Genomic DNA, 14,072 nt, shown 5'->3' with positions numbered 1-14,072 from the left:
CTTGACGCTATCAAGAGTGCAGCTTATCATAAATGAGAGGTTTTCATGAAGATGAAAAAAGTCAATGAGGCTCCTCCGATAACCGGGGTGCTACCAGGGATAGTCCTTGTAATTTTCTCATTGGTATCTTTCCTTTTACTAGCCGGCTGCTCGAGCTGGCAGAAAGTCAGCAACCCCAATCTCATCGTGATCATTGTTGATACTTTAAGAGCCGACCGGCTGGGCTGCTATGGCTATCATAAGATCAAGACACAGAACATAGATAGGATAGCGAGGGAGGGATTGCTCTTTACGGAAGCAGTCTCTCAGGTACCACTCACGCTTCCCTCTCACTGCACAATCTTTACAGGACGGTATCCTACAGCGCACGGTGTGAGGCACAACGGGCTCTTCAAGTTGAACCAGGATGAGATAACGCTTGCCGAGGTACTCAAGGAGAACGGCTTTGAGACAGCCGCGTTTGTCGGCTCCTACATCCTGAATTCAGGGTTCGGCCTGGAACAGGGTTTCAAGACATACAACGATGTAAAGATAGAACTCAAGAGCGCTTCGGAGATGAAATCAGTCCAGGAGATTAAAGGGCCGGAGAGAGTAGCCGAGCAGGTTAACGAAGAATTCTTCAAATGGCTTCCTGCCGTGAGGGGAAAGCGGTTCTTCGCCTGGATCCATTATTACGATCCACATTATCCCTATGTTCCTCCTGCCGATACTTCCAAAAAGCTGGAGGGAGAAGGATACGACCAGGAGATCAGCTATTCCGACCAGTGCATCGGGGATCTTCTGGAGAAGCTGGAGGAAAAAGGCGTACTCGATAATTCCATACTCGTCTTCACGTCCGATCATGGAGAGTCGCTCGGTGAACACGGGGAAAACGCCCACGGGATATTCATCTATGATTGTACTATCAGAATCCCCTTCATCCTGAGAGCTCCCTGGATGGCAAAGGGAGGATCGCGATACAACGGTCTCTTTGAGACAGTCGACATAATGCCCACGCTCCTCGGGCTCCTCAATATTTCCATTCCCCCATCGGCGCAAGGCAAGAGCTTCGCCGAAGAGATCAATGGCAGAAAGTATCGCGAAGGGAAATCAGAATCCTATGCCGAGACCTACATGCCGACATTTGAATATGGATGGAGCGAATTGAAAAGCATCAGAAGCGGCGAGAAAAAGTACATTGAAGCACCCATTCCTGAACTCTACCATCTCACGAAGGATCCTGGAGAACTGATCAATCTATACGATTCCGCAGATGAAGAGTGCAAGAGGATGAAAGACTCCCTTGCGGCACTTGTTTCAAAGATCAGCACCAGCAACTCTGGTTCCTTCGAGTTCGAAAAGCCGGACGAGGAAGAGATCAAGATCCTCAAGAGCCTGGGCTATCTCTCAGGAGACTACTTCCGCGGGGGGAAGATCGAACCGGGGCAGGAGAGAGTTGACCCGAAGCTTACGATAGAGGAAGAGAATATCATCACCAATGGAAAGAATCTCATGGCGGAAGGGAAATTCGCGGAAGCCATCGCCGCCTTCAAGAGGGTCCTTCAGAAGAATCCCAAGAACTACCAGGCCAGAATCTTCATCATCAAGATACTCATCGCCATGGGGGATTTCGGAAAGGCGATGCTTGAGGCAGAGGATGCCATCAGAATCGCGGAGCTGGACCATACCGCAATGTATGCTCTCGGCGCCGAGCTATGGAACATGTACGGTTTCCTGCTTGAGAAGAAGAAAGATGACGAGGGGGCCATCAGGGCCTATCTGAAAGGTTTTGAAATCAATCCCAATGCCGAGATCGCTTTTACTTTCCCCACCAATTATTACATCACCAGGAAGGATTTCGATAGAGCGCTTGATATCGTCATGAAAGCGTTGAAAGAGAATCCGGACAACATTGTCGCCAATTCCTACCTCTTCAAGCTCCAGATTGAGAAAAAGAACGTCACCGAAGCTTCTGAGACGGCCAGGAAGCTGGTGCGTTACGACCTGACGGAAGATGCACCAACGCTCGCTCTGGTAGCGCAGATCCTCTATGATATGAAGGCGCTTCCTGAGGCCGCTTCAGCCTATGAACAGATATTGAAGGTTAATCCAAAGGATAAGAACGCAGCCGGGATCCTCGGAGGCATCTACATAGCCATCGGTGAGCCTCGCAAAGCACGCGAGAAGTTCGAGTATGTTCTAACTCTAGACAGCGATGAATTCCGCGCCCACTTCTACCTCGGCGTGATAGATCTTCAGAAGAACGATGAGGCTTCTGCCAGAAATAGGTTCAAGAAAGTACTTTCTATCAATCCGACATACTATCCGGTGCATGACGCCCTGGGCTCCTGGTTGAAGGAGAAGGGAAGGCTGGAAGAAGCGCGTGAAGAGTTCCAGAGAGCCATCACTCTGAATCCAGAGGATCCGGTTGCCTTTGATGCGCTGAGAAGCCTCCAGCAATCCCTTATGGATCGCGATCGATGAGGATAACATTCATCCCTGCTGTCGCTCGAGCTTTCAAACAACTATTGAACTTTTGGGCTATTGACCTTAAAATTAAAAGCTGATCATGCGATTCTGCATCGTACTTCCTGCAGAAGAAGCATCGCAAGGCGGGCTTATTACAGGTGCAAAGACCGATGTCCATGAGGACCATATTTGGATTGCTGCTCCTATTTCTCCCACTCATGCCTCCCGCTCATGCTTACGAGAACATCATTTCCATTGAAGTATACGATGCCATCCATCCCGTCACGGCTGAATTCATCTCGGATGCCATCGATCGCGCCGATGAGACAGGTGCGTCCCTGCTCATAATCAAGCTGGACACGCCCGGCGGTCTCCTTGAACCGACGAAATCGATCGTCCAGAAATTCTATCAATCTAAGACCCCCGTCGCCGTCTTCGTCCATCCCAGCGGTGCAAGGGCCACCTCCGCAGGGTTTATGCTTCTCATTGCCTCCGACATTGCCGTCATGGCCCCAGGCACAAATACAGGAGCCGCCCACCCAGTTCTGACGCTTTTCGGAAAGAATGAAAAGGATGACATCATGATCACGAAAGCTGAAAGCGATGCAGCAGCTTTTGTCAGAACGATCGCGGAGAACCGCGGAAGAAACATCGCCGAGGCGGAAAGGGCCGTGAAGGAAAGCGTTTCCTTCACGGAGAAAGAGGCGCTGGAAAAGAAGCTCATCGATTTGATCTACAAGAGCCAGGAAGAACTGATCGCCGGCCTGAATGGAAAGGAGATAAGACGATTCGACGGGAGGAAGCAGATCCTTCATCTGGAGGGGAAGGCAGCCGAGACGTTCGAGATGAACTGGCGGCAGCGGTTCCTCAGCATTGTCTCCCAGCCTATCGTATCATATTTCCTTCTCCTGATAGGGATACTCGGGATATACGTCGAGATCACGCACCCGGGTGTCGTTTTCCCTGGAGTAGTGGGAGTAATCGCTCTCCTCCTCTTCGCCTTCACAACCCAGATCATTCCCGTCAACTACATAGGGATCCTTCTGATCCTTTTCTCCATAGTTCTATTCATCCTGGAGATCAAGATCTCCAGTTATGGCATGCTTACAATAGGAGGCGTGATGTGCATCATCATCGGTTCCATGATACTCTTCGAGGGTCCGATACCGGAGTTGAGGCTTCCCCTAATAATCATCCTTCCTACAAGCTTCGTAGTGGTGGCTCTCATGGTCGTCGTGGTACGGCTCATCGTAAAGGCGCACCGGAGAGAAGCCACGGGTGGCGTGGAAGGTCTTCTCCACGAGATCGGCTCCGCCACAACGGACATTGAGCCCAACGGGGAAGGGAAAGTCTTCATCCACGGCGAGTACTGGAATGCTAGCTCGAAGGAGAAGATTCTCAAGGGAGAGAAAATCCGGGTATCCGCCGTGAAGGATATGAACATCGAAGTCGAAAAAGTAAGGAGGTAACCATGGAGTATCTTTATGCTTTTCTGATCGCTGCCTTCATCTTTCTTGTCATCCTGGTCAATACTATCAAGATACTTCCGGAGTATGAAAGAGGGGTCGTCTTCCGGTTAGGAAGATTGCTGAAGAAGATTAAGGGCCCCGGGCTCATCATCATCATCCCATTCATCGACAGGCTCGTGCGTGTCTCACTCAGGACCATCGTTCACGATGTTCCGGCGCAGGATGTAATCACCAGGGACAATGTCTCCGTGAAAGTTAACGCGGTAGTCTATTTCCGCGTCATGAACCCTCAGAAAGCCATCGTGGAAGTGGAGAACTATCATTATGCCACTTCTCAGCTCTCCCAGACTACGCTCCGGTCTGTCCTCGGCCAGGCGGAGCTCGATGATCTCCTGAGTCAGAGGGAGAGGCTAAACAACGAACTCCAGCAGATCCTCGATAGGCACACGGACCCCTGGGGGATCAAGGTCTCAATGGTGGAAGTGAAGCACGTGGATCTTCCGGTCGAGATGCAGAGGGCGATGGCTAAACAGGCTGAAGCGGAGAGAGAGAAGAGAGCCAAGATAATTCATGCCAATGGAGAATTCCAGGCAGCTTCCACGCTGGCCAGAGCTGCGGATGAGATCGGGAAGAACCCTGTGACGTTACAGCTGCGTTATCTTCAGACGCTCACCGAGATTGCTACGGAGAAGAATTCCACCATCATCTTCCCGCTACCCATCGACCTTCTGAAGGTCTTTAAAACATAGCGAAGAAAGGGTTGCTGAAACAGGATCTAGATGAAGGACGATGATTTTAAAAGAGAGGATATTCTCGAAGATCTCTTTACAGCAAAGGTGGTTGCGAGGATATCCCAGAAGATCGAACAGGAAGACTTTTTCGAAGAGTTTCTCTTCTATGCACGAAGGCTGTCCAACGCCAAGGCGGGGTTTGCCTACATCCTCGACGACCCGAAGAGTCTGACACTGATCGCCACGACAATCGCGCAGGACAGCCATCTCTATGAAGCTTTCTCGAAGCTCGATTATGAAACGATGATGAGGATCCTTGGGGTGGAGGCAAAGATCCTCGGCTCCTCGGAGATCCTCTCTCCCTTTTCGGCGCTAATCGCGGAATATGGAAGTCTTGATATGCTCTTCATTCCCCTCTTCGCGAAGAGGGAGATCTTCGGAGCCCTTTTTCTCCTTAGAGAACCTGGAGGTTCGGCGAAGTATTTTGAGAAGGTGACGATGCTGATGGAAGAGGTCAAGCCCGCCCTGGAGAACATAGCGACCGTCAGGAGCCTCCGGGAACTAATCATCAGGGACGATACGGTGGATTGCTTCAACCGGAGATACTTCGACAGCCAGATCATGGATGAGATTTCGAGAGCGACTAGGTTCTCGCTGCCTCTATCTCTCGTCTTCTTCGATATCGACAATCTGAAGGAAGTGAACTCGCTTTACAGTCATTCGGCAGGGTCCCGGATGCTCTTCGAGATAGCGTTGAGGGTGAAGGGAGGCATCCGCAAGATCGACAAACTCTGCCGTTACGGGGGGGATGAGTTCTGTGTCATCCTGCCGGAGACCGATGTGAATGGATCCATAGAGGTTGCGGAGCGGCTGCGGGACTTGATCTCCAGGAAGCCTTTCCTGGTGAGCGATACGGGCGGTATCAAGATGACTGCAAGCTTCGGCGTTGCATCTTTTCCTCTTCATGCGGATACGAAAGAGGAACTGATTATACAGGCGGACAAGGCCATGCAGAGGATCAAGGTTCTCGGGAAGAACTCGATATCGATCGCCGATAATATCAAAGGGTGAGGTGCGGTTTGGAGGAAAAACAGGAGACAAGGGAATTCAGAGAGATCATCATCCGGGGAGGTCATGTATGGATGGTCATTGTGCTTCTGATCGTTCTTTGTATCCTCTTCTTCTTTTTGGGGCGATGGTACGAGAGCAGGATCTCCTCATACCGCTCCGGTTCTCTCATGCAGAAAGAGGACAGAAAAAGAGATGCCGCCAGGGCAGTTGGTGAGGCAGAAGACCTCGGTGAAACGCTCGCGTTTTTCGACAGGCTTCCTAAGGAGGATTTCTCAGAAGTTAAATCGAAGATTGAGCGAGCAGATTCTGAAAATGAGAATCTTCCGAAGAAACAGCAGACCTATTATTCCGTTCAGGTATCGGCCAGCAAAGAGAGGCCATCATCCCTAAAGACAAAGGAAAAATTGATGAGGGAAGGGTTTGCATCTTACATCGTCGAAGAGAAGGGAAAATCGGGAACCTACTACAAGGTCAGGGTCGGAAAGTTCAGTACCAGAGAAGAAGCCCTGGAGACCGAGAAGAAGCTGAGGAAAGAAGGTTACAGGACATGGGTGATGAAGATCGGTTAGCCTCCTGGGTACGAAAGAAGCTAAATTGGAAGGAGATGCGGTCAGTCAAGACCCTTCTGAGAAGGTACGGCCTCAATACCGTCTGCGAATCGGCGCGATGTCCCAATCAGAGTGAATGCTTTGGAAGAGGTCAGGCCACTTTCCTGATCATGGGCGATGTCTGCGCTAGGGATTGCCGTTTCTGTTCGATAAAGGTCGGCATCCCGCATCCGCTCGATGAAACTGAGCCGCTTCGGGTGGCCGATGCCTCCAGGTTTCTCTCCCTCAAACATGTCGTCATCACATCGGTGACGAGGGATGATCTACCGGATGGAGGGGCGGAGCATTTCTTCAAGACCGTGACCAGCGTGAAAGCATTGGAGTGGACCCCTTCGGTGGAGGTCTTGACGAGCGATCTGGGCGGAAGCGTTTATGCGCTCGACAGGATCATTGAATCTCATCCAGACGTCTATAACCATAATGTCGAAACGGTTCCGAGTCTATATCCGAAGATCAGACCCAGAGCCGACTATGAAAGGTCTCTCATGATCCTTGATCGAGCCGCTCGCTCTGATAGGCGAATCAGGATAAAATCAGGTTTGATGGTCGGATTCGGCGAAAGAATGGAAGAAGTAAGAGCAGTGCTCCACGATTTAAAAGATGCTGGATGTCACACGGTAACCATCGGGCAGTATCTCAGGCCCACCCTCAGGAACGTTCCCGTGAAAGAATACGTTTCCATGGATTCCTTCAAAGCCTTCGAAGAATACGGGAAGAAGCTTGGCCTCGAAACGATTGCTTCACCTCTGGCCAGAAGCTCTTACAGAGCAGACCACTACGCCGTTTTGCTCTCATGAAAGTCAGGATAATTACCATCGCTCTGGCAGGTCTTCTCCTTGCCGCTTCTTTTCCAAGGATAAATGTCTACCCTCTCATATGGATAGCATTTTTCCCACTTATCCTCATCTCGGCGAGAAGTCATCCTTTGCGGGCACTTGTATACGGTTTTATCTATGGGGAAGCTTTCTTCATCACAATGCTGTACTGGATTTATCTCGTCCTGAACGTACATGCCTCCCTCGGCATCTTCCTGAGTGTTTTGATTCTGCTTCTCCTCACGTCTTACCTTTCCCTCTATCCTTCACTCTTCGCGTTCCTCATATCGAGAGCCGTTAACGTTTACGGTGATGCGGCAATACTGCTATCGCCAGTCATCTGGGTCGCACTGGAGTATGTGAGGGGACATCTCTTCAGCGGCTTCCCCTGGGGACTTGCAGGCTATGCCCTGTCCTCCAACACTTCCATGATCCAGATGGCTTCCCTGACCGGCGTATACGGGCTTTCCTTCCTAATCCTCCTTGCCAATGCCTCGCTTGCCTTTCTCTTCATCGGAAAGATGAGCTTCAGGAGAGCCACGCCTCTTCTGGTCAGTCTGATCATCGTTCTTTCCTTCTATGGTTGGGGTTCCTGGAGAGTATCTGTTCCGCTGGAAGGAGGGAGAAAGATCCGAGTTGCATGTATCCAGGGAAATTATGGCGGGAACACCAACAGCGGCGTGGATGAGGGCATCGTTCTATCGGATTATCTCCAGATGACGAAGAAAGCGGCGAGAGAGGGAATCCGTCTGATTGTATGGCCAGAGTCGACGACATTCTTCGAGGTCTGCGGCACGACTGGTTATGCAGACCTTCTGAAGGAGTTGTGCTCTGGATTCGACATCGATCTCGTTCTGGGAAGCATCCACCGGGCCGAAGAGGGAGATGAGGAGATCTACTTCAATAGTGCCTTCCATATCAGGAATGATGGAGAAATAGACAGGAGGTACGATAAGATCCACCTGGTTCCCTATGGTGAGTATGTCCCCATCCCGAAGATACTTTTCTTCGTGAAGAGGTTTGTGCAGGCAGCCGGAGACTTCTCGAGAGGCAGCGAGTTCACACTCATGGATTACGGAGGAGATCCCTTTTCCGTGCTGATCTGCTACGAGGTTATCTTTCCTGAGTTTGTGCAGCAGTTTAATGAGAGAGGACCTACCTTTTATGTCAATATAACTAACGATGCCTGGTTCGGCTCCACCGCAGCCCCCTATCAGCATTTCGACTTCCTGAAACTCAGAGCGGTCGAGTGCGGGAGATATTTCGTGAGATCGGCAAGCACCGGGATCAGCGGCATCATATCTCCGCGTGGCGATGTCCTCAAGAGCACGGGGATCTTTTCAAGGGAGATCATGGAATGTGAAATTCAGACGATGAGCCATAGCACATTCTACAGCAGGGCAGGACACTGGTTCCCCGTCCCCTGTGCTATAATGACATTCGTCTTTATTCTATCTTTATTTTTCTCTTCCTGGGGACAAGTGGAGCGTGGCGCCATGCCTGAAGATCAGGCAGGGATGGAAGGCGAATCCAGAATGGAATGAAAAGGAGTGAGGAAATTGAAATCAGAAACCGTTTATAAATACAGGGATCTTGAGGAGAGAGTCGACAAGATCAGGAGCTATCTTTGATCTGGAGGACAAGAAGAAGACTCTCGCCGAACTGGATGCCAAGATTGCCGGCTCCGGATTCTGGAACAACCAGACGGAAGCCCAGCAGCTACTTAAGAAGAGGAGCGATATCGCAGAAGAGATAGAAGGAATGGAACGTATTCTGAAACGGCTCGATGAGGTAAAGATCTTTTTTGAGCTTGCGCAAGAAGGGGAGGAAATAGAAGAGGAACTACAGTCGACCCTCGATGAGATAGAAAAAACCATTGAAAAACAAGAGCTGAATATCATGCTCATGGGTGAGCATGACCATAACAACAGCTATCTTGCCATCCATCCCGGGGCTGGAGGTACGGAATCTCAGGACTGGGCAGCCATGCTCATGAGGATGTACCTCCGGTGGGCGGAGAGAAAGGGATACTCCGTCAAGATCCTTGATTACCTCCAGGGTGAAGAAGCCGGAATCAAGAGCATGACCTGCCTCGTCGAGGGAAAGGGTGCCTACGGCTATCTCAAAGCCGAGAAGGGAGTCCACAGGCTGGTTAGAATATCCCCCTTCGATGCCAATGCGAGGAGGCATACATCGTTCGCTTCAGTGGATGCGTACCCCGAGATCGATGAATCGATCACGGTCGAGATCGAGGAGAAGGACCTGAGAGTTGATACTTATCGGTCCAGCGGGGCCGGCGGCCAGCACGTTAACGTCACTGACTCGGCAGTCAGAATCACGCATCTTCCGACCGGGATCGTTGTCCAGTGCCAGAACGAGCGATCACAGCACAGGAACCGCGAAGTAGCAATGGGAATCCTGAGGAGCAGGCTCTTTGAACTCAAGATGCGGGAGATGGAAGAGAAGAGAATGGCGGAAGAGAAGAAGAAGAAGAAGATCGAGTGGGGAAGTCAGATCCGCTCCTATGTCCTTCACCCATATAATCTGGTCAAGGACCATAGGACAGGGCTTGAAACAGGAGATGTCCAGAGGGTCCTGGATGGCGACCTTGACCTCTTCATCAAGAGTTATCTTCTCTCCGAGCGGAAATGACACTTCCACGTAAGGAATTAACTTTCTTCCTGATAAACAAATTCTTGACAAAGGATACAGGCAATTTTATATTGCTCAAAAAAGATGGGTTCGAGCGATCCGATGGTATTCATGGAACTTACTCCTCGTGAAAGAGATATTCTGAGAGCGACGGTGAAGATTTTCATACTGACGGGTGAACCCGTTCCCTCCAGCATGATCGCCAAGATCAAGAGATATCATCTGAGTCCGGCCAGCGTCAGAAATGTCATGGCGAGACTGGAAGAGTATGGCTATCTCCTTCGTCCTCACCCTTCATCGGGGAGAGTCCCCACTGATCTCGGCTACCGTTTCTTCGTCAATGCCATCGACCAGAAGGAAGGTTTCCCGCAGTGGGAAGCGGCGGGTATCAGCGAGGAATTGGAAAAAATCGGGAACAATTTTCAGGAACTCTTCATCGAAACGTCAAGGATCCTTTCGAGGATGTCCAACAACATCGGGATCGTCCTTACGCCGAATCTGTCCGGAACCATTTTCGAGCACATCGAATTCATCAGGCTGGCAGCCAGGAAGATCATGGTCCTCTTCGTCGCCAGATCGGGTCTTCTTCACAACAAGGTCGTGGATGTAAATGAGGATTTTTCCCAGGATGAACTGGACAGGATTGGAACATATCTCGTGCGCCGCATGGAGGGAAAAACCCTGATCGAGGTGAGGGATGAGATCATCAGGATGATGAGGGAGGACAGGGAGGCTTGCGATTCCATTTTCAGGAATGCCGTCCTGCTGGCCCAGCGATATTTTGAATGCTGTGAGGAGAGCCAGGACCTCATCGTCGATGGGGCATCCAATCTCTTCGATAAACCAGAGTTTGCTGATCTGGAGAAGATGAAAGAACTCTTCAGGGCTTTCGAGGAGAAGAGCCGGATCGTCAAGCTCCTGAATGAATGCGTGGAAGAGATGGGAGTCAAGATTCTCATCGGCTCGGAGAACGTCTATCCTGAGATGAACGATTGTTGCCTCATCGCTTCGACGTATGGCATCAAAGGACAATCTCTAGGAGTTCTTGGAATCATCGGACCGAAGCGGATAGAGTATCCCAGAGTGATATCTCTCGTCAGATACCTCTCCAGGCTCCTCAACAGGATCGTCTTGAACAAATAGCAGAGGAATGTGTGGAAGTAGAGAAGAATCGGTAGCCTGGGGTGATGGGGAAAGAAGGATGGAGTGAACCTTTGACATCAAGCAGGTTCAGGGTATGGGAAAGATCATTGGAATAGATCTCGGGACTACAAATAGTTGTGTGGCCGTACTGGAGGAAGAAAACCCTGTCGTGATCGCGAGCCGAGAGGGGAGCAGAACCATTCCATCGATCGTCGCCTTCACGCATGGCAATGAGAAGATCGTGGGACTTCTCGCCAAGAGGCAGCAACAACTCAATCCCACAAAGACTATCTTTGCGGTCAAGAGGCTGATGGGAAGAAAATTCAATAGCAATGAGACGCAGAAAGCAAAGATGATGCTCCCGTATGAGCTCATCCCTGCCGCCAACGGGGACGTCCACATAAAGGTTGAGGAGAGGACATACTCTCCGATAGAGATATCAGCCATGATCCTTGCACACGTCAAAGATATCGCCGAAGAGTATCTGGGAGGACCTATTGAAGGGGCCGTCATCACGGTGCCAGCCTATTTTGATGACAGCCAGAGGCAGGCCACGAAGGACGCCGGAAGGATCGCGGGAATCAATGTCCTTCGCATCATTAATGAACCAACGGCTGCTTCTCTGGCCTATGGCTTCGGTGGCTCTGAGTCCAAGAAGATTGCCGTTTACGATCTTGGCGGAGGAACGTTCGACATATCAATTCTGAGCCTCTCCGGAGGAGTGTTCGAGGTCAGGTCGACGAGCGGCAACACGTTTCTGGGGGGAGAGGATTTCGATCAGCGGATCACGGACTGGCTCGTGGCCTCCTTTCTGGATGAGAGCAGCATAGACTTGAGGAGCGACCGGGTAATCCTTCAGAGGATAAAAGAAGCCGCTGAAAAGGCGAAGATTATCCTCTCCCGGGAGGAACAAACGGAAATAAACATTCCCTTCATAGCCGAAGATGCCTCGGGTCCGAAGCATCTCAAGAAAGTTCTGACTAGGAAAAAACTTGAAGAGCTGACGTTCGATCTAATCGAGATGACGAAGAGTCCCTGTTTCGATGCCATAAAAATGGCCGGTCTGATGCCATCAGATATTGATGAGGTGATACTTGTGGGCGGCCAGACACGGATGCCGAAAGTTGTTGAGACTGTCAGGGAGATCTTCGGCTGCGAGCCGAACAGGAGTATCAATCCCGATGAGGTTGTGGGGATTGGTGCCGCCATCCAGGCAGGAATCCTGAGAGGAGAAGTGAAGGAGATGACCCTGCTCGACGTCACGCCGCTGTCGCTTGGTATCGAGGCAAAGGGAGGCTTGTTCGTCAAGATCATCGATAGAAATACGACTATTCCTGTCAAGAAGAGTCGCATCTTCACCACCGTAAGCGACAATCAGACAATGGTGGAAGTGCATGTTCTTCAAGGGGAAAGGGAAATCGCCGCGCATAACAAATCTCTGGGAAAATTCGATCTGGTCGGGATCCCACCCTGTCCGAAAGGCGTTCCCCAGATAGAGGTGACATTCGATATCGATTCAAATGGAATCGTAAATGTTTCGGCAAGAGACCAGTCCACTGGAAAACAGCAGAAAATCGTCGTGAAACCATCAAGCGGATTGTTCGAGGCCGAGATCGACAGGATAGTTCAGGAGGCTAAGCAATATAGAGAGGAAGATAGAAAGAGAGCAGAACTGCTGAAGATGCGATCAAAGCTCGAGGGGCTGATAGAATCTGTCACAAAGACTTTCTGGGAATTCGGGGACATTCTGGGGGAAGAGAAGAGGAAGAAAGTAGATCGATATCTGCAGGACGCGAGGAAATCCCTTGCCTCCACAGACATCCTGATCTTTTCGAAGCAGATCCAGAACATGGATGAAGCATCGCAGATCCTTTCAGATGTGATCCTCTACGATCCGAAATCATTTGGCAGGAAGAATCCATAGTAATCAATGGAGTATATCATTGGCAAAGAAAGATTATTACGAAGTGCTTGGTATTCCCAGGAACGCAGATGCAAGAGAGATCAAAAAGGCTTACAGGAACCTCGCTCTAAAGTACCATCCCGACAGGAACCCGGGTAACAAGGGAGCCGAGGAGAAGTTCAAAGAAGCGGCCGAAGCTTACAGCGTCCTCATCGATGAGGATAAGAGGAGAAAGTACGACCAGTTCGGACACGAAGGATTGGGATCCATACCTTTCACCGGATTCGATTCGGACATCTTCGCCGATTTCAGCGATATTCTCGGAGACTTCTTTGGGTTTGAATCCTTCTTTGGCCACGCTACGGGGAGGAGAGAAAGATCGAGGAGGGGAGCCGATCTTAGGTATGATCTGGAGATCTCATTTGAGGATGCCGCTCGCGGGCTTGAAACGCAGATCAGCGTGCCAGTAAGCGAAACCTGCTCTTTCTGCGGCGGAAGCGGGGCTGATCCATCAGGAGGAATGGAGCATTGCCAACGCTGTGGTGGAAGCGGGCAGATCCGGTTTTCACAAGGCTTTTTCAGCCTTAGCAGGCCCTGTGACCGGTGCGGTGGCAGTGGAAAGATCATCGTAAAAGCCTGCAATGGTTGTGGAGGAGAGGGGAGGATAAAAAGGGAAAAGACTCTTAAGGTGAAGGTTCCCGCAGGAGTCGACTCCGGCATGAAGCTCAGACTCCAGGGGGAAGGGGAAGGCGGGATAAGAGGAGGTCGCCCTGGGGATATTTACATTTTCATTCATGTCAGGGAACATCCTTTCTTCAGGAGGGAAGGAGATGACCTGCTATGCGAAATACCTTTGACCTTTTCTCAGGCAGCGCTGGGAGCAGAGGTCTCGGTTCCAACCCTGACAGGAACCCGGTCCGTGAAGATTCCAGCCGGGACACAATCGGGCACGACCTTTCGGCTGAAGGGTCTGGGAATGCCATCCATGAGCGGATATGGGCGTGGGGATCAATATGTGAAGGTCCAGGTGGTCACCCCCAGAAGGCTATCAAAGGAGAAGAGATCTCTTCTGGAAAAACTTGCCGAACTAGAGAAGGACGAGATTAAGAATCAGGAGAAGGGAGTCTTTGAAAAGGTGAAGAACATCTTTGCCTGATACGCGTTCGCCTGCATCGCAGATTCGATAGTTGACACAAGCGTGCGCTCCTTGTTTCACTTGCAATAAAAAATCT

At 50.7% G+C, this 14,072-nt stretch carries 11 protein-coding genes; all 11 read left to right on the top strand.

Annotated features, from left to right (window positions below; translation table 11 throughout):
- Positions 1–45 precede the first annotated feature (45 nt).
- The 11 genes from AB1756_10190 to dnaJ all read left to right on the top strand — a co-directional run bounded on the left by AB1756_10190 (position 46) and on the right by dnaJ (position 13,996).
- Complete coding sequence (locus tag AB1756_10190) at positions 46–2,463, top strand: sulfatase-like hydrolase/transferase (GenBank protein MEW5807698.1); 2,418 nt, start codon at positions 46–48, stop codon at positions 2,461–2,463.
- Positions 2,464–2,606: 143 nt separating this feature from the next.
- Positions 2,607–3,917: a nodulation protein NfeD gene (locus tag AB1756_10185; GenBank protein MEW5807697.1), complete on the top strand. Its 1,311-nt coding sequence runs from the start codon at positions 2,607–2,609 to the stop codon at positions 3,915–3,917.
- Positions 3,918–3,919: 2 nt separating this feature from the next.
- The gene (locus AB1756_10180; protein ID MEW5807696.1) at positions 3,920–4,666 is read left to right on the top strand and encodes a slipin family protein; all 747 of its coding nucleotides are present in this window, start codon (positions 3,920–3,922) and stop codon (positions 4,664–4,666) included.
- A 30-nt stretch (positions 4,667–4,696) separates the two neighbouring features.
- A complete protein-coding gene (locus AB1756_10175) occupies positions 4,697–5,719 on the top strand; it encodes a GGDEF domain-containing protein (GenBank protein ID MEW5807695.1) in 1,023 nt (340 codons plus the stop codon).
- Positions 5,720–5,727: 8 nt separating this feature from the next.
- Positions 5,728–6,288 (top strand): SPOR domain-containing protein, encoded by a 561-nt coding sequence (locus tag AB1756_10170; protein MEW5807694.1) that lies wholly within the window; start codon positions 5,728–5,730, stop codon positions 6,286–6,288.
- Positions 6,267–7,124 (top strand): lipoyl synthase, encoded by an 858-nt coding sequence (lipA, locus tag AB1756_10165; GenBank protein MEW5807693.1) that lies wholly within the window; start codon positions 6,267–6,269, stop codon positions 7,122–7,124. Before AB1756_10170 ends, lipA begins: the two co-directional genes overlap by 22 nt.
- Positions 7,121–8,686 carry an apolipoprotein N-acyltransferase gene (gene lnt / locus AB1756_10160; GenBank protein MEW5807692.1) on the top strand — a complete coding sequence of 522 codons (1,566 nt, stop codon included), beginning with the start codon at positions 7,121–7,123 and terminating at the stop codon, positions 8,684–8,686. Before lipA ends, lnt begins: the two co-directional genes overlap by 4 nt.
- A gap of 15 nt (positions 8,687–8,701) precedes the next feature.
- Positions 8,702–9,794 (top strand): peptide chain release factor 2 gene (gene prfB / locus AB1756_10155; protein ID MEW5807691.1). Its coding sequence is split into 2 segments (ribosomal slippage): positions 8,702–8,770 and positions 8,772–9,794, totalling 1,092 coding nucleotides; the frame shifts between segments, so codons are not numbered across the junction.
- Between the two features lie 102 nt (positions 9,795–9,896).
- Positions 9,897–10,937: a heat-inducible transcriptional repressor HrcA gene (hrcA, locus tag AB1756_10150; protein MEW5807690.1), complete on the top strand. Its 1,041-nt coding sequence runs from the start codon at positions 9,897–9,899 to the stop codon at positions 10,935–10,937.
- A 94-nt stretch (positions 10,938–11,031) separates the two neighbouring features.
- Entirely contained in the window at positions 11,032–12,861 is a 1,830-nt protein-coding gene (gene dnaK / locus AB1756_10145) for a molecular chaperone DnaK (GenBank protein ID MEW5807689.1), read from the top strand.
- Positions 12,862–12,874: 13 nt separating this feature from the next.
- Complete coding sequence (gene dnaJ, locus AB1756_10140; protein ID MEW5807688.1) at positions 12,875–13,996, top strand: molecular chaperone DnaJ; 1,122 nt, start codon at positions 12,875–12,877, stop codon at positions 13,994–13,996.
- The last annotated feature ends 76 nt before the right edge of the window (positions 13,997–14,072 follow it).

This window comes from Acidobacteriota bacterium (genome assembly GCA_040752675.1).
Taxonomy (GTDB): Bacteria; Acidobacteriota; Polarisedimenticolia; order JBFMGF01; family JBFMGF01; genus JBFMGF01.
This window is presented reverse-complemented; position numbering and strand designations above follow the sequence as displayed.

Bases quoted from the DNA above. Each gene is read 5' to 3' on its own strand.
- AB1756_10190 (MEW5807698.1), top strand. From the start codon at position 46: ATGAAGATGAAAAAAGTCAATGAGGCTCCTCCGATAACCGGGGTGCTA.
- AB1756_10180 (MEW5807696.1), top strand. From the start codon at position 3,920: ATGGAGTATCTTTATGCTTTTCTGATCGCTGCCTTCATCTTTCTTGTC.
- AB1756_10175 (MEW5807695.1), top strand. From the start codon at position 4,697: ATGAAGGACGATGATTTTAAAAGAGAGGATATTCTCGAAGATCTCTTT.
- lipA (MEW5807693.1), top strand. From the start codon at position 6,267: ATGGGTGATGAAGATCGGTTAGCCTCCTGGGTACGAAAGAAGCTAAAT.
- lnt (MEW5807692.1), top strand. From the start codon at position 7,121: ATGAAAGTCAGGATAATTACCATCGCTCTGGCAGGTCTTCTCCTTGCC.
- hrcA (MEW5807690.1), top strand. From the start codon at position 9,897: ATGGTATTCATGGAACTTACTCCTCGTGAAAGAGATATTCTGAGAGCG.
- dnaK (MEW5807689.1), top strand. From the start codon at position 11,032: ATGGGAAAGATCATTGGAATAGATCTCGGGACTACAAATAGTTGTGTG.